19 protein-coding genes are annotated in these 22,547 nt (G+C 42.1%); 13 read left to right on the forward strand and 6 right to left on the reverse strand.

Features of this window, described 5'->3' with window-relative positions; genetic code table 11:
• Positions 1 to 1,326, forward strand: coding sequence for a carboxyl-terminal processing protease CtpB (ctpB, locus tag GQR42_RS09160; RefSeq protein WP_334310615.1), 1,326 nt, complete (start codon positions 1 to 3; stop codon positions 1,324 to 1,326).
• A gap of 362 nt (positions 1,327 to 1,688) precedes the next feature.
• On the opposite strand, the gene recR is transcribed toward ctpB, so the two are convergent.
• A complete protein-coding gene (recR, locus tag GQR42_RS09165) occupies positions 1,689 to 2,279 on the reverse strand; it encodes a recombination mediator RecR (protein WP_043999193.1) in 591 nt (196 codons plus the stop codon).
• Positions 2,280 to 2,455: 176 nt separating this feature from the next.
• The gene (locus tag GQR42_RS09170; RefSeq protein WP_158199733.1) at positions 2,456 to 2,989 is read right to left on the reverse strand and encodes a DUF4330 domain-containing protein; all 534 of its coding nucleotides are present in this window, start codon (positions 2,987 to 2,989) and stop codon (positions 2,456 to 2,458) included.
• A gap of 71 nt (positions 2,990 to 3,060) precedes the next feature.
• Here GQR42_RS09170 and GQR42_RS09175 point away from each other — a divergent pair, with 71 nt between their 5' ends.
• The 5 genes from GQR42_RS09175 to GQR42_RS09195 all read left to right on the forward strand — a co-directional run bounded on the left by GQR42_RS09175 (position 3,061) and on the right by GQR42_RS09195 (position 8,653).
• Positions 3,061 to 3,210, forward strand: a complete 150-nt coding sequence (locus tag GQR42_RS09175; protein WP_199273297.1) for a hypothetical protein — start codon at positions 3,061 to 3,063, stop codon at positions 3,208 to 3,210.
• Between the two features lie 91 nt (positions 3,211 to 3,301).
• Positions 3,302 to 5,341 (forward strand): biosynthetic arginine decarboxylase, encoded by a 2,040-nt coding sequence (gene speA / locus GQR42_RS09180; protein ID WP_158199734.1) that lies wholly within the window; start codon positions 3,302 to 3,304, stop codon positions 5,339 to 5,341.
• Between the two features lie 77 nt (positions 5,342 to 5,418).
• On the forward strand, positions 5,419 to 7,434 hold the full coding sequence (locus GQR42_RS09185; protein ID WP_158199735.1) for a ribonuclease catalytic domain-containing protein: 2,016 nt from the start codon (positions 5,419 to 5,421) through the stop codon (positions 7,432 to 7,434).
• A gap of 202 nt (positions 7,435 to 7,636) precedes the next feature.
• Positions 7,637 to 7,912, forward strand: coding sequence for a UPF0175 family protein (locus tag GQR42_RS09190; RefSeq protein WP_158199736.1), 276 nt, complete (start codon positions 7,637 to 7,639; stop codon positions 7,910 to 7,912).
• A gap of 585 nt (positions 7,913 to 8,497) precedes the next feature.
• Positions 8,498 to 8,653, forward strand: a complete 156-nt coding sequence (locus GQR42_RS09195) for a DUF3368 domain-containing protein (protein WP_158199737.1) — start codon at positions 8,498 to 8,500, stop codon at positions 8,651 to 8,653.
• Positions 8,654 to 9,108: 455 nt separating this feature from the next.
• Here GQR42_RS09195 and GQR42_RS09200 read toward each other — a convergent pair whose 3' ends face one another.
• Positions 9,109 to 9,885, reverse strand: a complete 777-nt coding sequence (locus tag GQR42_RS09200) for a M15 family metallopeptidase (protein WP_158199738.1) — start codon at positions 9,883 to 9,885, stop codon at positions 9,109 to 9,111.
• Entirely contained in the window at positions 9,885 to 12,047 is a 2,163-nt protein-coding gene (locus tag GQR42_RS09205; RefSeq protein ID WP_158199739.1) for an IMS domain-containing protein, read from the reverse strand. Before GQR42_RS09205 ends, GQR42_RS09200 begins: the two co-directional genes overlap by 1 nt.
• A gap of 84 nt (positions 12,048 to 12,131) precedes the next feature.
• Here GQR42_RS09205 and GQR42_RS09210 point away from each other — a divergent pair, with 84 nt between their 5' ends.
• Both GQR42_RS09210 and GQR42_RS09215 read left to right on the forward strand, forming a co-directional pair.
• Positions 12,132 to 14,141, forward strand: coding sequence for an FHA domain-containing protein (locus tag GQR42_RS09210; RefSeq protein ID WP_158199740.1), 2,010 nt, complete (start codon positions 12,132 to 12,134; stop codon positions 14,139 to 14,141).
• 18 nt (positions 14,142 to 14,159) lie between these two features.
• Complete coding sequence (locus GQR42_RS09215; protein ID WP_002785269.1) at positions 14,160 to 14,552, forward strand: hypothetical protein; 393 nt, start codon at positions 14,160 to 14,162, stop codon at positions 14,550 to 14,552.
• A gap of 1,543 nt (positions 14,553 to 16,095) precedes the next feature.
• Here the strand turns inward: GQR42_RS09215 and GQR42_RS09220 are convergent.
• Positions 16,096 to 17,094 carry a pepsin/retropepsin-like aspartic protease family protein gene (locus GQR42_RS09220; protein ID WP_158199741.1) on the reverse strand — a complete coding sequence of 333 codons (999 nt, stop codon included), beginning with the start codon at positions 17,092 to 17,094 and terminating at the stop codon, positions 16,096 to 16,098.
• Positions 17,095 to 17,741: 647 nt separating this feature from the next.
• On the opposite strand from GQR42_RS09220, the gene GQR42_RS09225 reads away from it, so the two are divergent.
• Both GQR42_RS09225 and GQR42_RS09230 read left to right on the forward strand, forming a co-directional pair.
• Positions 17,742 to 17,993: a UPF0175 family protein gene (locus GQR42_RS09225; RefSeq protein ID WP_002764591.1), complete on the forward strand. Its 252-nt coding sequence runs from the start codon at positions 17,742 to 17,744 to the stop codon at positions 17,991 to 17,993.
• Positions 17,986 to 18,474 (forward strand): DUF3368 domain-containing protein, encoded by a 489-nt coding sequence (locus tag GQR42_RS09230; RefSeq protein ID WP_158199742.1) that lies wholly within the window; start codon positions 17,986 to 17,988, stop codon positions 18,472 to 18,474. The genes GQR42_RS09225 and GQR42_RS09230 overlap by 8 nt, the downstream gene beginning before the upstream one ends.
• Here GQR42_RS09230 and GQR42_RS28585 read toward each other — a convergent pair.
• Complete coding sequence (locus tag GQR42_RS28585) at positions 18,414 to 18,608, reverse strand: hypothetical protein (RefSeq protein WP_233271340.1); 195 nt, start codon at positions 18,606 to 18,608, stop codon at positions 18,414 to 18,416. The two genes, GQR42_RS09230 and GQR42_RS28585, sit on opposite strands and share 61 nt — an antisense overlap.
• Before the next feature lie 198 nt (positions 18,609 to 18,806).
• Here GQR42_RS28585 and GQR42_RS09235 point away from each other — a divergent pair, with 198 nt between their 5' ends.
• The 3 genes from GQR42_RS09235 (at position 18,807) to GQR42_RS09245 (ending at position 22,400) form a co-directional block, all read left to right on the forward strand.
• Positions 18,807 to 19,985: an AI-2E family transporter gene (locus GQR42_RS09235; RefSeq protein ID WP_158199743.1), complete on the forward strand. Its 1,179-nt coding sequence runs from the start codon at positions 18,807 to 18,809 to the stop codon at positions 19,983 to 19,985.
• A gap of 1,042 nt (positions 19,986 to 21,027) precedes the next feature.
• Entirely contained in the window at positions 21,028 to 21,537 is a 510-nt protein-coding gene (locus tag GQR42_RS09240) for an inorganic diphosphatase (protein WP_002760578.1), read from the forward strand.
• Positions 21,538 to 21,716: 179 nt separating this feature from the next.
• Positions 21,717 to 22,400 (forward strand): N-acetylmannosamine-6-phosphate 2-epimerase, encoded by a 684-nt coding sequence (locus GQR42_RS09245; protein WP_158199744.1) that lies wholly within the window; start codon positions 21,717 to 21,719, stop codon positions 22,398 to 22,400.
• Positions 22,401 to 22,547: the final 147 nt, after the last annotated feature.

Consider the following 22,547-nt stretch of genomic DNA (forward strand, 5'->3'; position numbering starts at 1 on the left):
ATGAACCAGTCGCGTCCCTCGTTCGTTTCCGTACAGAAACTCCTATCTGGAGGTGCGATCGCTACCCTAGCAGTTAGTTCCCTGATGGTCCTTACCCCCGCAGCCAAAGGGGAAAAACCCTTAGAAGATAACCCGAAAGCAGTCATCGACCAGGTTTGGCAAATTGTTAATAATGAATTTGTAGACCGTAGTTTTCATCAAATTGATTGGCAAAAAAAACGTCAAGAATTGTTAAGCAGAAATTATACTAATCCCCAACAAGCTTACACAGCAATTCGCGAAGCTTTAAAGGATTTGGGCGATACTTATACCCGTTTTTTAACTCCTAGTGAATTTTCTGTCCTCACCAGTCAAACTTCTGGGGAATTATCGGGAATTGGGGTACGTTTAGCCCTCGATAAACGCACTAGCGATCTGGTCGTTGTCGATACGGTGAAAAAATCCCCCGCTAGGGAAGCGGGAGTGAAAAGCGGCGATCGCCTGATCAGAATTAACGGCAAACCCACCGCTTTAATGACCTTAGAACAGGCAATGGAGGCACTACAGGGAGAAGTGGGTACTAGCGTTAGTTTACAGCTTGCCCGTCCCGATCAAGGGGTATTTGAAGTGACTTTGACCCGGGTAGATATCGAAATCCCCTCCGTTAGCTATACCCTTAAACAGGAAGGTGGGGTGAAAGTTGGTTATATCAAACTGGATGAATTTAGTTCCCACGCAGCCGAACAAATGAAACAGGCGATCGAGGAATTAAGTCAACAACAGATATCCGGCTATGTTCTCGACCTGCGGGGCAACCCCGGCGGTTTACTATTTGCTAGTGTCGATATCGCTCGCATGTGGATGAAACAGGGTAAAATCGTTAGCACCATTGATCGACGGGGCGGCGATCGTCAATTTATCGCCAATAACACCGCTATTACCGATTTACCCCTCGTGGTCTTGGTGAATAAAGGTTCAGCGAGTGCCAGCGAAATCCTCGCTGGGGCGCTAAAAGAAAATGGCCGGGCGACTTTAGTAGGTACATCGACCTATGGCAAGAGTACCGTCCAATCGGTACACACCCTCTCCGATGGTTCCGGTTTAGCGGTGACAATTGCCCGTTATTATCCCCCCAACGGCGAAAATATCTACAAAAAAGGCATTAAACCCGATGTGCAGATCGAGTTAACCCAAGAACAACAGCTGCGCTTCCGCGATGATCCTTCTTTGCTGGGAACTAAGGATGATCCCCAGTACCAACAAGCGATCTCACTGCTACAATCCCATAGTGTTAAACGTCCAGGCACTGGCAATCTCAATAATCCTTTGAGTAGTCGGGCCGAATAATTGTTCTAGTAAATCTGGGGAAACGGCGACTGTTTCGGCGAAATGGCGATTCTAGAACAGCCTTTAAAGCCTTTAACAGCGCTCTCTCTCGCTCCCGTGCAGTTGCTCGTGATTCCCCCCAAAGATTTCTGCAGCTACAAATTCTGAGACCAATCATAAGACGAAGTATAAAACTGTATCTTCGGATACGAATACTCGATTATTCGCCAAAAAGTCAACTGATCAAAACCTCATACTAAATCCGTTGAGTAACGCACAGAAAACGGGTTTCTCCGAGAAACCCGTTTTCTACTCATGCACTCATGCAAAACGGAGAATAAATAATCAGTTTTTAATAACTGGATTTAGTATCACACCCTGCTCTATAACTCCCGACGACCTTCTAAAGCTCTCGCTAAGGTTACTTCATCAGCGTATTCTAGATCGCCGCCCATGGGCAACCCGAAAGCGATCCGGGTAACTTTAGTGAAGGGTTTCAGTAAACCCCCGATATACAAAGTCGTGGTTTCCCCTTCGACACTGGGACTGATAGCTAAGATAACTTCCTGAATTTTTTTCTGGCTGACTCTGGTGACTAAAGACTGTATATTTAATTGATCCGGTCCAATGCCATCCATAGGTGAGATAACACCCCCTAAAACGTGATATTTGCCCGAATATTCCCTTGTTTTCTCCAAAGCAATCACATCTCTGGAGTCAGCTACCACACAGATAGTCCCCGTTTCTCGGTTAGGATTGCGGCAAATTTCACAAATCGGTTCGGCCGAAAGATGAAAACAAACCTGACATAATCCTACTTGTTTTTTGGCTGCCACGATCGCCTGGGCCAATTCTATCGCATCTTGTTCCGGTCGTTTGAGAATATACAGAGCCAGACGTTGAGCGCTTTTTGGTCCCACCCCGGGTAATTTTTGTAACTGCTCGATCAAACGAGCTAAAGGTGGTGTATAAATAGCAGTTAATCCTCTTATCAGTTATCAGTTATCAGTTATCAGTTATCAGTTATCAGATTTGAGTTTTCAAGTGAGCAGTGTTAAATAGAAGTTTCCTACTGTCTTTTCACTGTTTACTGATTACTGCTCACTGATTACTGTTTACTGGTCACTGTTTACTGCTCACTGTTTACTAACTAAGACCTTTTTGATAAACGGACATCGATAACACTGGTGTTGAAATTATAATTATCTCCTTCCAACTCGATTAAAGTGCCAATTTTCACCTTTTGACCGCCAACAACCGCACCGGTATCGGTAACTTCCGCTTGACCACTGAGAGTCATAATCATATCTTGAGAATAGTTTTCTGTGCGGGGATCGGGTAGGACTTTCACACTACCATCCGGCTGCGGAACTAAGACATTTCTCGATAAAGGTTTAACATTTTTTATATCCACTTGACCGGCTGGTTGATTACGAATAACAATATTAGTTTTCTTCTCGGTATTGAATTGATTAATCAAAGCGTTGGGATTGAGAACACTTAAACCCCGGACAATAACATCCACTTCTATGGGTTCTTTGGTGACTTGAGCGATCGTACTTTTACCACTCGTTCCAGGAACAACAAAAATACCGATAATTGTCAATAAAATTACTAAGGCCGCTCCAATATCAAGCAAGCTAAATTTACCGAATAAACGTCCTTTTGAGTCTAATAATTTCATAAGCGGTTCACTATAAAATTTCTGGTAGCAGGGAGAAGATAGTAATCAGTAATCATTGGGGAAGTGGGGAAGTGGGGAAGTGGGGAAGTGGGGAAGTGGGAAGAATAAATAAAAATAATCTCCTGACGACCGACTCCTGTTTCCTGTCTCCTGTCTCCTGTCTCCTGTCTCCTGTCTCCTGTCTCCTGACCCCTGACTGCCTCCTGTCTCCTGATGGCTAATAGATTCTATCACGATCGGAATCTTGGTCGCAGACAGGAAGTCTGACTTAAGATAGAAGATCGGAGTCTCACACGGAGCGATCGATAGACAATGGCCGGTAAAACTCAACTTAAGAAACAAGAAAAGCAATTATCTCCAGTCGATCTGACCCCTTCTGACGGTAACAACCTCGAAAAAGTTGCCCCCGTTAAACATTGGTCGATCGAAGATAGCGAAAATCTCTATCGCATCCGAGGATGGGGAGAACCCTATTTCTCGATCAATGCCGTAGGAAATATTACCGTTTCGCCCCAGGGAGAAAGGGGCGGTTCTTTGGACTTATACGAGTTAGTTTCGGCGATTAAGCGGCGAAATATCGGTTTACCCTTACTAATTCGGTTTAGTGATATTTTGGAGGATCGGATCGAGCGCCTGAATGCCTGTTTTAGCCGAGCGATCGCCCGTTATAATTATGCCAATGTCTATCGCGGTGTCTATCCGATCAAGTGCAATCAACACCGTCACATCGTCGAGTCTTTAGTGCGTTTTGGCAAACCCTATCAATTTGGGTTGGAGGCTGGTTCAAAACCAGAGCTAATGATTGCTTTAGCTACCCTAGAACCTGCCTTAAACAGCAAAAATGACAAAACACAACCATTGCTAATTTGTAACGGCTATAAGGACAAAGAATACATCGAAACCGCTCTTTTGACCACTCGTCTCGGTCATCGGCCTTTGATTGTGATCGAACAATTGGAAGAATTATATTTAACCCTGCGCGTCAGTCGTCAGTTAGGAATTGCCCCTCATTTGGGAGTGCGTGCGAAACTGGGGACAAAAGGGGTGGGTCGTTGGGGATGTTCCACGGGAGACCGGGCCAAATTCGGTTTAACTGTCCCGGAAATCCTAACGGTAGTGACGGAATTAGAAAAAGCGGGGATGTTAGATTGTCTGCAACTGCTGCACTATCATATCGGGTCGCAAATCTCCGCTATTAGCGTCATTAAGGATGCCATTCGCGAAGCTAGTCAGATTTATGTGGAATTAGCGAAATTAGGGGCAAATATGACCTATCTCGATGTGGGGGGTGGTTTAGGGGTTGATTACGATGGCTCAAAAACTAACTTCTACGCCTCGAAAAACTACAATATGCAGAATTATGCCAATGATATCGTGGCCGAGGTCAAGGAAGCTTGTGAGGATGCCCAGATTTCACCCCCAATTCTCATCAGTGAAAGTGGACGGGCGATCGCTTCTCATCAATCGGTGTTAGTCTTTGATATCTTGGGAAGTAGCGAGGTTCCCCAAAATCCCCCCGATCCCTGCAATGGGAAAGAACATCTTATCCTCCGTAATCTCTGGGAAACCTATACGGGTATCGATGAGCGCAATTATCAGGAAGCTTATCACGATGCGGGACAGTTCAAAGAGGAGGCAATTAGTCTGTTTAATTTCGGTTATCTCAGTCTCAAAGAACGAGCTAGAGCCGAACAATTGTACTGGGCTTCTTGTCACAAAATTCTGCAAGTGGCCCGACAACAGGATTATGTTCCCGATGACTTGGAAGACTTAGAGCAAATTATGGCCTCAATTTATTATGCCAATCTCTCGGTTTTTCAGTCAGTTCCCGATAGTTGGGCGATCGATCAACTATTTCCAATTATGCCGATCCATCGTCTCGATCGAGAACCTACCCAAAGAGGGATTCTCGCCGATTTAACCTGTGATAGTGACGGGAAAATTGCCCAGTTTATCGATTTGCGCGGGGACGTAAAATCAGTTTTAGAATTGCATCCGTTGGAGTACAAAAACGGGAAACATTCTCCAGAACCCTATTATCTAGGAATGTTTCTGGTGGGTGCTTATCAAGAGATTATGGGCAATTTACATAATCTTTTTGGCGATACTAACGTGGTACATATTCAGATGAGTCCCAAGGGGTACGATATCGAGTATCTAGTCAAAGGAGATACGATCACGGAAGTATTAAGTTATGTACAATATTCTGCGGAAGACTTGTTAGAAAGAATTCGTCTTCGTTGTGAACAAGCTTTACAGGAAAATCGCATGACTGTGGAAGAATCCCAATTACTACTACAGGATTATGAACGCAGTTTGCGACGTTATACCTATCTAGTGGGTGGTGATTGATAATTGCTCTTGCCGATCGAGTAATCGATCGAGGATGATGGAAAATAGACAAAATAGATAGGCAGTAAGGGGAAGCAGTGGAAAAGGGAACGCTGGTAGAATTTCGAGTGCAAGGAGAAAGGCGCTTAGGGGTGATCGATCGCCCAGAAGGTAAAAAAGATTGGATCGTCATCGATCAAGGGGGAAACCCGCATAAACTGCGTCCCCAACGCTTCGATTACATTGTCAAAGCAGGTCCATCCAACTATAAAGAGATTGGCAATTTTCTGCGGGAAGTCCAACCCTATCTAGATGCTAGTGGTTTAGAAGTGGCCTGGGAATTATTAGCCGGGGAAAATCAGTTAGTCACCCCCGAAACCATGGCCGAGATTCTCTTTTCCGATCGCAGTCCGCAGTTTTGCTATGCGGCCCATTGTCTCTTGAGTGATGATAAAGTTTATTTTAAAAATAAAGGGGATGGTTACGAGGCCCGCTCGGAAAATCAGGTAGAGGAAATCAAACACCAGCTAGAGGTGGAACAACAGCGTCAACGGGAAAAAAGCCAATTTCTCCAACGTCTCCAACAGTCCTTGGCCGGTGAAACGGTAGAATGGTCAGAAAGCGATCGAATTCGTCTGGAGTCTCTGGAAAAATATATCCTCCAACCCGAACAAAAATATCCGGCAGCCATGGACATACTCTCCCTGCTGGGCCGTTCCCAAACCCCCGAGGCTGCTTTTGAATTGTTAGTCGATTTGAAATGGTGGAGTAGTCACGAAAACCTTTTCCTGCGACGCAGTTCCTACCCTGTTCAATTCTCGAAAAAGGTACTTGATGTGGCGCGTCTTAATTTACTCAATCCCCCTGCGGATGCGGATGTCAACAATCGTCTCGATTTAACCCACCAAAAAATTTATACCATCGACGATGAAAGTACCGAGGAAATCGATGACGGATTATCGGTGGAAATGCTCGCGGATGGTGGCCATCGTCTCTGGATCCATATTGCCGATCCTAGCCGTTTAGTGCTTCCCGATGATGAATTAGACCTAGAAGCGCGTCGTCGCAGTACCAGTCTCTATCTTCCCACGGGAATGGTTCCCATGTTTCCCCTAGAATTGGCCGCAGGTCCGATGAGTTTGGTACAGGGTAAACTTTGTCCCGCATTGAGTTTTGGGGTAATCCTCGATGAAACAGGGGCGATCGCCGATTATCGTATCCATCCTAGTACAATTAAACCCACCTATCGCCTCACCTACGAAGATGTGGACGAAATGTTACATCTGGACCTGCAGCATGAACCGGAAGTGAGGATTCTCAACCGTTGGGCCAAACAACGCCACGCATGGCGTAAATCTCAGGGATCGATTAACATCCAAATGCCAGAATCATCCATTAAGGTGAAGGCTAACGACGAAATTATCGTAGAATTGCAGGAAGTTTCCCCATCTCGGCAATTAGTGGCGGAAATGATGATTTTAGCCGGAGAAATCGCCGGTCGCTACTGTCAGGAACACGAGATACCCGTGCCTTTCCGCGGACAACCACAACCGGAATTACCCCCCGATGAGGAGTTAATTTTACTACCCGCAGGCCCAGTGCGTTCCTGTGCCTTGCGTCGCTGTATGCCGCGCAGTGAGATGACGACGATTCCTAACCGTCATGCTAGTCTGGGATTGAATACCTATTCCCAAGTAACTTCGCCAATTCGCCGTTATACTGACCTTTTGACCCATTTTCAACTAAAAGCCCATCTCCGGGGCGATCAACTGCCTTTTACCCGGGATAGAATGCAGGAAATTCTCTATAGTGTCGCTAGTTCGGCCCAAGAGGCCACCTCGGTGGAACGACAAACTAATCGTTATTGGAGTTTGGAATTTTTGCGACGACAGGGAGATCAAGTCTGGCAAGCTTTGGTGTTACGCTGGCTGCGGGAAGAGGAAAATTTAGGCTTGATTTTATTGGAGGAATTGGGGTTAGAATTACCCCATCGTTTTGAGCGCTCGGTATCTTTAGGCGATCGCTTTCAAGTGCAAGTTAGTCGCTCTGATCCCCACCGGGATGAGATCCGTTTTCGCGAGTTATCGGGTTTTGTCTCCTCCCAAGCAAGTTAATCTCTCGCACAGACAGAATTCAGAAGTCGGGAGATAGGGTGATAGGGATTTAGGGGTTTAGGGAAATTTCAGCCAAATGCTCCACTACCCCACTACCCCGCACCCCTCTGATAGATCAAATCAACCTACGGGCGCAAATCTGCTGTAAAATGTTATTATCTAGCAGTTAAAAGAGCCAAAAACTTCTGCATAATCCCAACGTATGACCATAACAATACGATTTGATTTGCCTATTAATATCTCGGAATCTCTCCATTCACAAGCAGAGGAACAGGCTAAGATAGCATATATCATGACTTTGTTACAACATGGAGAAATTAGTAGTGGGATAGCCGGCAGGTTATTGGGAGTCTCTCGTTTAGAAGTTCTCGAACTTATGGGTCAATATGGGGTTGCCATCTTTCCCGACCAAAATCGAGAAGAGTTAGAACAAGAAATTACAGAAACCCTGCAATTATTGGAAGATTCTCCCCCGTGATTATTGTCTCTAATACCACTCCGTTAAGTGAGTTAGCTAAAGTTGGTCAACTTAACTTAGGGACTTGCGTGGGAATAATATCCCAGCTTTGAAAATCGCTCTGTAGAAGAATCAGACTAGCCAGATGGCACATTATCAAAGCGCAAGTCCCTTAGCTGCAGGGGTTCTCGAAGGCTCTCCCCCTACTTAGGGTGATCAGCAAACCCCCTCCGCGCGGAGGGCGCAAGCTTTGCGCCCCTACAGTAACGGATTTTGTCCACAATGTAGGGGCGAACTGCGTTCGCCCAAAAGGTACATTATCAAAGCGCAAGTCCCTTACTCCAAAAACTCTTTGGTAAAATTATCATTCCCCAAGAAGTTTATAATGAAGTCACCACGGGAAATCATCGCGCTGCTTCGGTTGTTCCTACTGCTCAGTGGGTTGAGGTATTTACCATTCAATCTCCCGCTCAATTATTACAATTGCAAATTCAGTTTAAACTCGATTTAGGTGAAGCGGCTACAATTATCTTGGCAGAATAATTAAAAGCGAATCGAGTCTTAATAGACGAAAAATTAGGACAAAAAGTCGCTCGGTCCAGAAATTTGCCTGTAACTGGAACAATTGGACTTTTATTAATTGCCAAGAAGAAAGGAATTATTATTGAAGTTAAACCCATTTTAGATCAGTTTTTGAGTCAAGGCAAAAGAATTAGCCCAATTCTTTATCAAGAAATATTAGGAATGGCTGAAGAAAGCTAGAAATTAATTCCAGACAGAAACCAGAAGAGCAAAACGTGACGGGAAAGCTAACTTAGATTTCGCTCCCCCTTGTTCTATCGATCGCATCCCCTAGCGATTTTTTCCCGGTCGAACCAGCGATCGATACTGCTCCGAATGCAACTGTTAGGGATTCGGGAAGTGATCGCTGTCCGGTTAGTAGATGTGTTCGGCAATGATGCCAGTGCCACGGTTGAGGTGAGGTAAAATTGAGAAACTTTTTCAGAAAGATGAGGTATAACCTGATTGGCTGTTGACAAGGATTTTCTGTGGCGTTAGATTTATTGGGGGTTTCTTTATTTTGTACCCAGTAACGGGCTGGCGGAAATTCTCTTAATCCCTCCTACAGCATAGGTTATGGCCTTTTGTCAACGGGGAAGTCTAGGTATAACCCAAGTTCGGTGGATTTAACCGTTATAAAATTTGCAATTGTATAATCATTGTCTTTGTGTTTTTGCTACTCTAAAAATTTCTTGAGCTGTTGCTGAACCGACAAAACGCCAATGCCAAGGTTCATAACTGACTCCTTGAGGGTTATTTTTCGGAAATGATAGTTCAAAGCCAAATTCCTTAGCATGAAGGGTTAACCATTTAAAAGCGTCAGTTTCAGCAAATTTGTAGGTAATATCATCTCTAGCCTTCAGATTCCCATCGGTTAAATCAAGGGCGTATCCTGTATGGTGTTCACTATAACCTGGTGGTGCGCTGATTTTGGCGGCAGCTTCCGGTGAACCTTGGCGCTGAATTTGAGATTGCCAGAGTTGATCTTGATGGGCAATAGTACGAAAACCAGAGACAGGAATAATCCATACTCGATCCTCTCTAGCTGCATAGATCAACTTCATTAAGGCTAAGGCTGTTTCTGGCGCAATCCTTTCAAATCTTTGATACTCATCCTGAGCGTAGCTGGCAATAATCATCATTTGTTGGGAGTCACCTTCTTGATAAGGCAAATGTCCCAATTTGGTTTGATTGACTGCTATCTGAATGGGTATTTTTGGTGACGGATTGACTAGAGATGTGGGAGAATTAATTGTTGTTGGTGGCGATGGGAGAATGAGAGTTGGCGATTGAGAAGATGTTATCGGTCGTGTCTGGTGAGTAGAAATTAATTGAGGTGTTTTCTGGCTGAAGAAGTGCAGGACTGCATAGCTATTGAGGGCGATACCTATAACGATTAGGATGATAGGTAGAGCAACAATTAATTTTTTCATTAATTTATTTCCTCACTATTAGCTACTTTCCAAATGCCATCATCTAACTGCAAAGTGAACCTATATGTTCCAGAGAGAGAGCGAGTATAATTAGGGTCTAAAACGCCTCCTTGATAACGTGTAACGGATTCCCTAGCTTGGATATTAATCACCACTTCGTTTCCTCGATCTAATACATCTCCCAAAGGCTCAACTGATGGTGTTACCCAAATTTCATAAGCATTATTTCGACGCAGCCATCCAACCTTGCCTAACTGCTTGTCTCTATAACCGTCTGTTGTGTATTGATAAACAACTTGCTCATTATATGTATTGCCAAAAGCTTGTGCTTTAACCTTTAACCAAGATTCGACAGCATTGACTGCTTGTTGTTTAGTCAGGCGTTGAATATTGGGTTGATCTGGATAAGGTGTTGGAGTAGTAGGGGAAATCTCTCGATCAGGTGGCTTATTTGGACTTGAACCAAGTTGAGAACGACTGAGTTGTGGATGATCATTAAGCGGCTCGATATTAATATTAATAACCTTACTGTCAGTCTGGTAATTTAAAGCACCAGGAGGATAAATAATTGCTTCCGGATTACTGGCTGATTTCCCGTTATCATTGATAGTTACAGTAAGAGTATCAATCCCATTGAAATCAGTCTGAGTCTGATAAGTGAGCGCCTGTTTATCTTTGAGAGTATTGTTAATTTGACTGACAGTACCATTCAGAATAATTACTCCTGGTTTATCTTCCCTAATATCTCTCCAAGTCAATCCATTATTGACATTATCTTTGACTGTTATAGAGCCATTATTTGTTTGGAGAGTAACCGTAATATTGTTGTCACCAGCATCATCATCTTTAACGCTAATTCCTGTGATGATTATCTGGCCATCTTCCTTAACTGTTTTAGTTTTAGGAACAGTGAGGAGCGGAACACTGTTAACTTTGTTAACGCTGATGATCTGAGTGAGGACTTTGCTAGTTCCTCCATCCCCATCAGTAATCTTAAATTCTACGATGCGCTCTCCTGGTTGTGAAGTCTCGGAAGTATTCTTATAAAGAATATTACTCAAGAGAATTCTGACTTTCTCAGCATCAGCATTTTTGTTGAAGGTTATTTCTAATGGTTGTGTTCCTATTCCCCCCGTAAAGTTACCGATGACTTGATTGTCAACCAAAACATCATTGCTGGTGGAGTTATTATTATTAGCTCCACTCTCATTAGCACTAATAAGTTGCTCAGAAATGAACAGGCGATCATTAGCAGTCGCTTTTCCTTTTAACTTAACTGTTAATTTACCTTGCTCGAAATTAAAGGAATCAATATCTGTGACTTCAACACCGCAGGCGATCGCCACAAAACCTGATCCTTCAGGACATTGAAGAACATTAGAAGACGAAGGAGAACCACCATCAATCTTCGGCGGTGAAGAAATCCATAATCTTCTTACACCTATTACAATGAATGAAATACCAATAACAATACCTAGAACGGCTATATACAAGTAACGTGGTATAGAAAAATCAAGAGTTTTAACAGGAAGAAAAACAGCATTCAATGCTGACAAAACTTCTTCTATATTATTGAATCTTTGCCCAGAACCTAACATTCGTGTCAGGACATCTTTACGCTGATCGCTAATTTGCTTAGATTTAGTCCAATCCCAACTATTACTCTCGCTATCGTAGAAATATTGTCCCGTTAGCAGTATCAGTGCAGTCAGCGCCAGATCGTGCAAATCATTTTGAAGATTTGTTACTTCTCCATCGTTGAGAGCAGGCAAAACTTGATTGAGTAACTGAACCACTACATACTCATTCAGAGGAAGTAGCGATCGCTGCAATTCTTGGGTCGGAGTTCCCTCGAAAGTCTTCTGCAAGATCAAAAGTCTTCCCCCCTCACCAAAAAGCTCTTCAGGTGGGGCAATACCTCCAAATTGACCTTGATTGATACTAGGAGGAAATTTCTTCTCAAGTTCGTATAGTACAATTTCTCTTTGTCCTGCATTTCTAAAGATAAATTGTGTTAGAAAGCAGGGTTTCTGACAGGACAAGTCTTTGACTGAGTAAACTTGCACAAAACTGCCACGATCAATAACTGTCTCGATGACGTATCGATGATCTAATACTAAGCCTGGTTGCAGATCGTCCTGATTTGTTACATTACTTAACATTATTGATAGTCTCTTCAGAAGATAAACAGATATTTTTACGGTACAATCCATATTATCTTAGTTGTTAAAATCTGATCGCTCAAAATGGGGAACTTAATGCTTGCGCTAGAGCAAACGGGTCATACTTGGACACTCGAAGCTGAAAACGGACGCAGCTACCAAGTTGGCAATCGTCCCAACTGTGACGTGTTCCTTCCCTATGTTAATTTTGCCTCTGACGTTAACCTAGAACTGAGCTACGACTCTCTGTGGTACGTCAGGGACTTAGGTAGTTTGAATGGTGCTTTGCTCAACAAAGTGCGCCTCAACCAAGAGCGAATTCCGATTGAAGAGGAGGCTCGAATCAGCTTCGGTGGAGGGATGGTTCTTGTAGCCAGACTAGATTCTAGTCCTATACCATCAAGAAAACCGGATGCTCTTATTACCCCTACTCGCTTACTATCGGGCTATGTCTATCTAGAAGGTTTAACCCAAGCGTTAGAAATACTTAATCAGTTACGCAGCGATCCCTACAAGGCTACTACTCCAGAAGACCCTAGCTTAGATTTAGACCAGGTAACTACTCATGCTGCTCAATCAGTAGTCATTTCATTAACATTTGCTGGTCTGGCTTTGATAATATTTTTAGTTGAATATTTGCTTATTCTAGCTCTTCAAGCGAAATTAGATTTAATGGCTTGGCTAATTATGGGAATTTTTCCTAGCTTTCTTATAGCTTTTGAATCTATTTATCTTCGCTGGTTCATGGCTCATCGTTTTCTGAGAAAGAAGTATGAAGATACTTATTATTATCCTAAATGGCTACCGAAATTTTTAAAAAACGCAGTCAACTTGTTGAAGAATTCAATTGTCAAAACTGCACAATTACAAAACATTATTACCTTTGCTGGATCTAACCCTTTTATTGGTTCTGGAGAAATCATTCCTGGCTCTAGCTGGACGGTTTCCATTACTCGCAAGAAGAAACATCAAGAAAAATCTGAAGAAGGAGAAAATTTTGAAGAAGGGGAAACTTCTCAAGAATACATTGAGATTGCCGTTGATCAGTTTTATCAAGTCACTGATCGAGAAATTGACAAGCTAAATTTACCAAATCTAGAAATATTGAGTCGCTTATATATTGATGGCTTTGAGCTAGAGCCTGATGGTAAGCTGCTGATGAACACCACTTCCCGTCCAGCCGTAATGTTTTTAGACGACCCACTTTTAATTAAAGAACAGAGTAATTTGGCTAGTAAAAAAAGAGCCTATCGTATTTATCGATATATTGACAGGGAAAGAGATTACATTCTCTCCTACTTTCTGCGCTTTTATAATGCAGGGAAAGTCACTTTTGTTGAGTCATCAGCCTATATCTTAACTGGAATTGATCGGCAAAGATTTAGTTTGAGTTCGCTTCTTGAAGATGATCAATTATCTCGGATACTAAAGATGCTATTAGGTACTATTATTTTTGCCTCTGGCATCTATTTAGGGTTGGCATTATGGTATGTCGTTGTATTTTCCTTCTACTTTTTTTACTGGAAGTCTAATGATGCTCGACAACAGCGGGCAGCAGAGTTTCAAGAAGAGTATAATTATGGATTAGAACAAACTTTTCGTGAGTTCATTGCAGAGCCTTTAGATTTAAGCCAAAGAGCTAGGAGACAACAAACAGTAAACTTGGCAAAAAATCCTCTAAGTCGTTCAATTAAAAACTTTAACAATCAACTTAGAACGACTCCTTTGGGCATCCTTATTCTGATTATTCTCATTTTATTTTTCTTGCCTTTATTCATTACTTTAGCTATTTTTAGCTTTTTTGCTAATCGTTACCGCCAATTAAATACTGATTTAAAAGTTAGTTTTGACTACTATGGTACTCAAGATGTACTGATGTACTGGAAATCGATACAAAATACGATTTTTTCCAGTACCATTAAACTGCTAAAGAGTCAGGGGATTGACTCATCTGAATTTGAAAGATCGGTCATAAGTATTATTAATAATGTTACGAGAATTACGGCAGGAAATATTACCAACAGCCAAATCGCTGTGGGATCTAGCTCTACTTTTTCCCAAAGTACAGGAACATCACAAACACAAAGCTCATGAGCATGAAAGGAGGTTATTATGAACCAGCGTAAAGACTATAAATTCGGTGATATTCATGGAAGCCAAGTTGCCATTGGTGATAATAGCAAAACAAGTCAGTATATGGAAACTAATGCTTCTGAAAAAAAGCAAACCCTAGCTGAAGCAGCAGCAGAGATCCAATCTTTACTAAAACAATTAGAGTCAACTTATCCTACTGATACCTATAAGGGTAAAGTCGCATTAGCTGATGCGGTTGTCGAGCAGATAGACAAAACCCCAAGTTTGACAAGAATATTTAGTGCTTTAAAAGCGGGTAGTATTAGTGCTTTAGATTCATTGCTAGACCATCCAGCTGCTAGTTTTGTTATCGGGGCTTTAGAAGACTGGCAAAATAACAATAGATCGAAAACAATTGACGAAAATCACTAAATTTTTGGTTCTTCGTTACTTGGTATGGTTTGAGCGGGGGGCATAAATCGACTAAATCCTTCACTCAGAGGCTGGCCAATTATCCCCCAGTTGAGAGATTGGGGAATAGAACTCTTGCAAATTAATTATATGTTATAATCGGAGATTGACTAATTTTCCCAAAAAAATTAGGGCTCTTCTGGTTTCTGTGTGGAAACGAGGTCTATACTGATAGAATATCCGCAAAATAGCGCTAAAAGTCTTGCCTGATAAGTATTTCACGATTCCATAAGCAAAAATTATAGCAAATAATGGGTTATTTAGGACGCTTTCAATTTTTCAACTCTTATCTGAACAGGGTTTCAGCGATGGATTGTCCTAAGTACCTTGGTCTTTGCTATATCACACAAAGTCGAGAAGAGCCCTAATTTGGGTTCTTCGTTACTTGGTATGGTTCGATCAGGGGGCATAAATCGGCTAAATCCTTATCCGGCAAGAGACTTAATTGATTAGCTCGTTCTAGATCGAAAACAATTGGCAAAAATCGAAGCAATGTCTTTCTATATAAGGGTTTCATCCCTTATAACCCCCCTCCATTGCATAACACAAACCGAAGAACCAAATTAGTTCATTAGTGCATTTGTTTTGGATGAAAACCTGAAGTTTAACTTTTAACCCAAAACTCTTTAGATATGCTTTAATTTGGTTGTCAAAACCTCTTTATTTCTGGACTTTCCTCGTATAAACATAATAGCTATGGCTAAAAGTCTTACAGAGCCTGACTTAAGTTCTTGGGCAGATAGGGCTTTAGTCAAAAATTTTCAAATTTGAACCTTCGATTATAGCTTGTTTCGGGGCAGAAAACCAGCAAAAAGAGGGAATCGCTGACTCTAGAGATTGATGACACTATCTGTTACGATCAAGTTAGCGATCGCTATACAGCGAACTCTAGGGAATCGCTCCACTCCAGATACAGTCAACGGTACAGCCATTTTCAAGCGAAAAATGTACCCAGTAGCCTCTTTTCAATTTTTTCTGAGAAGCTCCATAAGGGTTTTGTTAATTTTTTAGTATGTCTGTATGGGGGAAGTCCAGTTATTACAGGATTCAACGTTTCTGACCCTGATGTTCTCTATTCTCTGGTTACTCATCAACCCATTCAACTCTTACAAAAAAACCAGAATCAAGATTCTCTAAGTCAGGCAAATGTTTAGATTAACTTTATTGACTGGGAATTCAGATTGGGATGACTAATTAACGTAAGTTCGGGATAAGCTGAAACCCTTATTCTGTCATTGGCTGGAACACTGATTCCCTCGTTGAGGAAGTCTCAAAATAGCCTTAACGCGAACATCAGATTAATTTAACTACGAGTTGAGATCGCAAAAAAAGTGATTTTTTAATTATCGATACTTATCAAGGGATTCCAATTATCAATCCAGCCGAGTTTCTCGCTTTTTTCTAAGGTCGCTGAGATTTTTTTTAGGTTTAAAAAAGATGGCAAAAATAAGCCCCTTCAAGTGACTGAATAAAGAGGTAATTGTGAATTTTTAATTTATGGTTTTTAGGAGACTTTCGTGATTTCCTTTTCTGAGGCTTTGGATGGTTTTAGTTTGCGCTTGAGGGTTGAGGCTGCTCCGAGGGTGCCGAGAGCGAGGAGGCTGAGGTTTGATGTGGGTTCGGGAACTTTAACCGTAAAAAACTCTAGATTTAGGATCTTTTTAAGTTCATTATCTTTATTTCTAATCGTAGCTGTTTTCTTATCTATATCTAGGAGACCCACAGCATTGGCTCCTAATAATCCAGCAATACCTTTTGGAAAGTTGTTAGGTGTAGTTTGAACAAATGTTATAGTACCAATATCATCAAGTGTTCCCTGTACAATTGGAGCAGTCCCTGATGCAGCTCCACCTACTTTAGTCTCTTTTCCTGTGGATGTAAGACCTAGTTCAGTCGCTAATTCTGGTGTAATTGTACTTCCCCATCCCGCACCAGGATCTATTATAAATTTAACATCCTTCATCCCTTTGCCACCTTGAACTTTTATAGTTCCCACTAAATGTCCTGAAGGTAATTGTTCCAGTACAATATCAGGGTTTATTGTTAATAAGAGGTTGTCTATGTCAATAACAGTAGTATTTCCTATAAAAAATTCATTGCCAAGCATTCCCTGAACCCCAGCAGGTAAGGAAAGGTCTGCTACATTGAAATCAATAGGAATTGTTAATGGGTTTATAAGGATAGAAGCCCCAGTAAAAACTTCACCTCGAATAGATTGACCGTAAGTGAATAAAGCTTGGCTCGTCCCTGTTGGCGTTAATCCTACTTCATTGGCGACTTCAGGAGTAATGGAGGAATAATCTAAAGATGTATCTATTATAAATTTAAAGTTTTTTCCGTTTAATGGCACTTCAACTGTAGAGAAAGTATTTGTTTCGCCAGATGTATTTATTAGATATGCATTGGCAGGATTGACATGAAATCCAATCGTAGTAGCGATAGTAAGACTGACAAGTCCTACACCCTCTATTATTTTTTCAATGACTTTTGTTGATGGATTCATTTGCTTGTTTCTCCTTAAAAACTCAAAATTTTTCACTTTAAACCCCAACCAGTTAGAGAACTGGATTTTTGGGCAATCCACTAAGCATCAAAACCCTTACTGTCCAAGGATTACAGACCAATAATCAAAACTACAGGTTTCATCGTGGTTGGGGTTTAATAAGTACAACGTAACTTTTATCTTGTAGCCTAGGTCAAGCAACAGCCCAGCCCAACCCAACAACAAAGACGGACAACAGAACAATACACGCTCCCCCCCTAATAAAGTATCAAAAACTACAATTTTAACAAATCTTTATATTTCTCTCCCTAGCAGCGACTCCCAAAGAAAGGAGTCTCAGGTGGTTTCCCCTGTTTTACTCCTTCTCAGGCAAATCATCGTCTTCCGTAAGGGATTGTAGCGCGGTATGTCGGATTCGCCTTTGCGTTCCCCCTTGACTGCCCCTCAACGCGATCGCTAACCCAAATTAAGCACGATTATATTGCCATAAAGCCGAAGAGGCTTGGTCTCCAACCCCTTGAGGACAAGATAGACTGCACCTGCTCATTCTGTCGGCTGGAGAGGGGAAACCCGTTACTGATTCTGCTCACAGAGAAGGACTAATTTCATTGGTGTAGAATAGAGACAATTATTGAGAGAGAAAGAAAATGAGCACTATTTCCCTTGAAATCCCTGAAGAAATCTTAATTAGTCTCAAAGAAACTCCTGAAAATCTATCGAGAGAATTAAAAATATTGGCAGCCGTTAAACTCTTTGAACTTGACAAGTTATCTTCAGGACGTGCAGCACAATTAGCCGGAATGTCACGAGTAGAATTTTTAACTATTTTGGGGCGTTATCAAGTCTCCCCTTTTTCTTTAACGACTGAACAATTAGAACAAGATATTGTCAATGCCTAATCCTCAAGTCATTGTCAACACCTCTCCTCTACTGTACTTACATCAAGTGGGCTACTTGGAATTGCTCCAACGCTTGTATTCTCAAATCTTGACTCCTCCAGCAGTAATCGAAGAATTAGCAATCGGTAAAAATAAAGGAATTGATGTTCCCAATATTCAGGCGATTGAATGGATTTCAATTACTTCAGTCAAATCAGTCAGTCTAATTCCAGCTATTATTGATTTAGGGCAAGGAGAAGCAGAGGTCTTAGCTTTAGGATTAGAAAATCCAGGTAGTTTACTGATTTTTGACGATCAATTAGCCCGACGTATTGCCAATTTATATCGCTTAAAATATTCAGGAACGCTTGGTGTTTTAGTTAAAGCGAAGCAGCAGGGCTATCTATCTTCTGTTGCTCCCGTTATTGCTAAGTTACGCCATCAAGGAATGTGGCTAACTGATAAAGTTGTCAATGATGTTCTTCGATTAGCTGGAGAGTAAGTATGCTTAAAAAAAAGGCTCTTCGTTACTTGGTATGGTTCGATAGGGGAGCATAAATCGACTAAATCCTTATCTGGCAAGAGACTTAATTGATTAGTTCGCTCTAGACAAAAATAATTGACAAAAATCGCCAAATGTCTTTCTCTATAAGAGTTTCATTCCTTATAATCCTGTACGTTGCATAAGACAAACCGAAGAACCATCTGGGTTGTAATAAACCTACACCTGTCAGCATCCCACACCCCATCTTCCCACTTCCCCCGGTTGAGTTAGCGGGTTCGGCTTCGATCTGTCAGAATACAAGTATTGAAACAACCCTTTTAAGAGGCTTCATGGTGGAAGTTAAAGTCGTTCCCCCGAAACGCAATTGGGTTCAGACGTGGTGGCAATCCCTGAATTCCCTATCTCGCTTACTGGTGATTGCTCTAGCTGCACCACTTATAGTTCTGAATGCCTGGGCATTATCGGCAATTTTTGGCTATTTTGAATCTTTATTTGTTATTTTACTGATAGCGGCCGTTCTATCTTTTCTCTTGGGTTATCCGGTGACTTGGTTGGAACGTCAGGGATTAAAACGGGGTTTAGCTGCGATCGTGGTTTCCCTGATCACGATTTTAATTTTTGTGGCTGTGGGAATCACCCTAGTTCCCTTAGTCTTCACCCAAGCACAGCAATTTGTCAACAGATTGCCAGAATGGTTAGACTCGGGACAGCGCCAACTGATGCAACTAGATACCAAAATCGATATGATGAATCTACCGATTCCGATCAGTTTCGATGGTGTTATCGCTCAGTTTAACAGTCGTTTAGGGGCAGAATTGCAAATTCTAGCGGGAAGAAGCGTTAATTTAGCCCTTAATCTCACCGTTTTTACCGTGGTGCGAGTGCTTGATGTGCTGCTAACCATTATCCTCACCTTTTATCTACTTCTCCACAGTCCCGATATCTGGAGGAGTATTATCCAATGGTTGCCCAAACCCGTCCAACAACCCTTTTCCCTAACCCTACGCTTAAGTTTTCAGAATTACTTTGTCGGCCAGGTAATTTGTGCCACTTGCATGGCCCTGGGATTAGTCACGGCATTTTTATCGATTAAAGTCCCTTTTGGTCTCCTATTCGGCCTCTTGATTGGTACCATGGCCTTAATCCCTTTTGGGGGAACTGTAGGCATTGTCACGGTGACAGCTTTACTAGCTTTGCGCGATATTGGTTTAGCTCTGCAAGTTTTAGCCGTAGCTGTAGTGGTGCAGCAAATTGTCGAAAATGGCATTGCTCCCCGGATTTTGGGCAGTGTCACTGGGTTAAATCCCTTTTGGGTGTTAGTCTCGGTCTTGACCGGGGCGCGAGTGGGCGGTTTACTGGGGGTGATTATCGCGGTTCCCATGGCAGTAATGATCAAGGAAGCTTTGGAGGTTATCCGTCAAGTGACTCCAGAGGAGACAAAATACGGGATAATTAAACCCTCTCTCCCCCTAGAATCAGAATCCTCTAGCGAGGTGGTTTCTCGCTGAAGAATGACTGACGGCATCATCTGGGGCGATCTGAGCAGTAATCTTGGCTGGGAGAAATCGGCATTTTTCTCGCAGGTTCTTGGTTTTTCTCCCTCGATCGAGTTATGATATTTATATTGGTAGATTAATCCCACTTGCCCTGATCGCTGTCCCTGCGGGGGGCTGATTGGGAGATTATTACTAACCAATTGTCTCCAAACTCGGATAATTTCTGAGAAAAGGTGATTGTCTATCCCGATAAATAAGCAAAAAATCGATGTTTTGGTTAAATAGGCTACATTAACAGCCAGCTTTCTATCGTAAGCTCGAAGTTAAGACATAAAGTCAATATCACCCTCCGATTGCAATGAAAAAATGTTTGAATCGCTTAATATTTAAGCCTTTCAGACATTTTTTTTGTGGATTGAGTAGTAAACAACCTCAGTTCGGGATCAGACGACGAACACCAACAGACCATGATCTGGAGAGATCGTCAAGAAAAGTATCAGAGTGAACTGCTGGAAAAAAATGGGTAAAATATAATTAGTAGGGAGAGTATTGCTGTTAATGTTTCGCTTTTTAACGGGACATTAACCAAGCCCAAAAGCAAAAAAACAGCAGTAATTTGCTAAAAGCTCAAGGCCGATAGCTGACTGCTCTATATATCTCTCGTATTCTTTACTTGTCGAGTTCAACACGACCCCTTTATGGAATCAAGCAACCCGTCAGGGAAGACTTCCGAACCTCCTAGTCATAGGTGGGCCAATTTACTCGGAACCATGATCGCAATTCTGACCCTAACGTTACCCTTGTTAGCGATTGGATATAACTCCACGCCTAACTATACCGAAGAACCCCTTACCGGTAACACATCCTACTCCCTAACGAGGCAAATGAGGTGACAGAATTGAGATAGACGATTGCCAAAGTAAAATTTTTTTTCTTCGTCCCGATCCCCCTTATGGGTAAAATTTGGATCGGAGTCAATCGAAGTGTGTTTTAATTTTGCTTGCGCTTTTAGGTGACTCTAAAGGCGCTATTGTCTTGTATTTGGAGAAAGCTTGTGGATTTATCGCGCATTCCTGCCCAACCGAAACCCGGTTTAATTAACGTTTTAGTGGAAATTACGGCCGGTAGTAAGAATAAATACGAGTTTGATAAGGATTTAAACGCCTTTGCTCTCGATCGCGTTCTCTATTCTTCGGTACAATATCCCTGTGATTATGGTTTTGTTCCCAATACCCTCGCCGATGACGGCGATCCTTTAGATGGTATGGTGATCATGGATCAGCCTACTTTCCCCGGCTGTGTGATTACGGCGCGTCCTATTGGTATGTTAGAAATGATCGATGGTGGTGATCGCGATGAAAAAATTCTCTGTGTTCCCGCTAAAGATCCCCGTTATGCAGAGGTAAAATCTCTTAAAGATGTCTCTCCCCATCGCTTGGAGGAAATCGCCGAGTTTTTCAAAACCTATAAGAATCTAGAGAAAAAAGTCACAGAAATTCTCGGTTGGAAAGATGTGGACGCAGTAACCGCTTTAGTTGAACAGTGTATCGCTGCTTATAAGTAAGGTTTACTGAAAAAGTTTGTTGGTGGGGTTAGTTATCAGTTATCAGTTATCAGTTATCAGTTATCAGATGTGAGTTTTCAGTTCACTGATTACTGTTTACTGTTTACTGATCACTGAAAAAAGCTTCTCCCCACACCCCACACCCCACACCCCACACCCCACACCCCACACCCCAATTTATGCGAATAGAAACCTTAAAATCGGGTTTAATCGTCTCCTGTCAAGCACCAGTGGAGTCATCTCTGCACGATCCTGTAATTATTGCCGCCATGGCTCATGCTTGCGTGGATAGGGGTGCTTGTGGGGTCAGAATTGATAGTCCCGCTCATCTGAAAGCTACCCGTCAACAATTGCCGGATATACCGATAATTGGACTCTGGAAACGCAATTATCGCGATTGTTCGGTATACATTACTCCCAAATATCAAGATGCTCTCGCTATTGCCGATGCGGGTGCCGATATAATTGCCTTGGATGCTACCCCGAGAAAGCGTCCTAAGGATGAAAATTTAGCCACAATTATCGATCGTATTCATCGGGAAACTGGTAAATTAGTCATGGCAGATATAGACTCGATCGAAAGTGCTATTTATGCCGTGGCAGCCGGTGCTGATATTGTCGGTACAACTCTTTACGGTTACACAGAAGCCACTAAACATCTGCCACCGCCAAGTTTTTCTTTCCTAGAAGAATTAGTTAATAAGTTGTCAGTTCCTGTTATCTGTGAAGGAGGAATATCGACGCCAACAGAAGCTAAAAAAGCCCTAGAAGTTGGTGCATATTCGGTAGTTGTTGGCACGGCAATTACAGGGATTGATTTAAAAACTACTGCTTTTTTACAAGGAATTGTATCAAAAGATTAATGGTAGGAAAAAAAAAGTTTAGCTGCACCTCCTAAAAATAGCGACAAACAAAGCGATTATTCAGTTATCAGTTATCAGTTATCAGATTTGAATTTTAAGTGAGCGGTATGGATTAAGAGAGCAGTATTAAATGGCAGTTTTCTACTT

This window comes from Microcystis aeruginosa FD4 (genome assembly GCF_009792235.1).
Taxonomy (GTDB): Bacteria; Cyanobacteriota; Cyanobacteriia; order Cyanobacteriales; family Microcystaceae; genus Microcystis; species Microcystis viridis.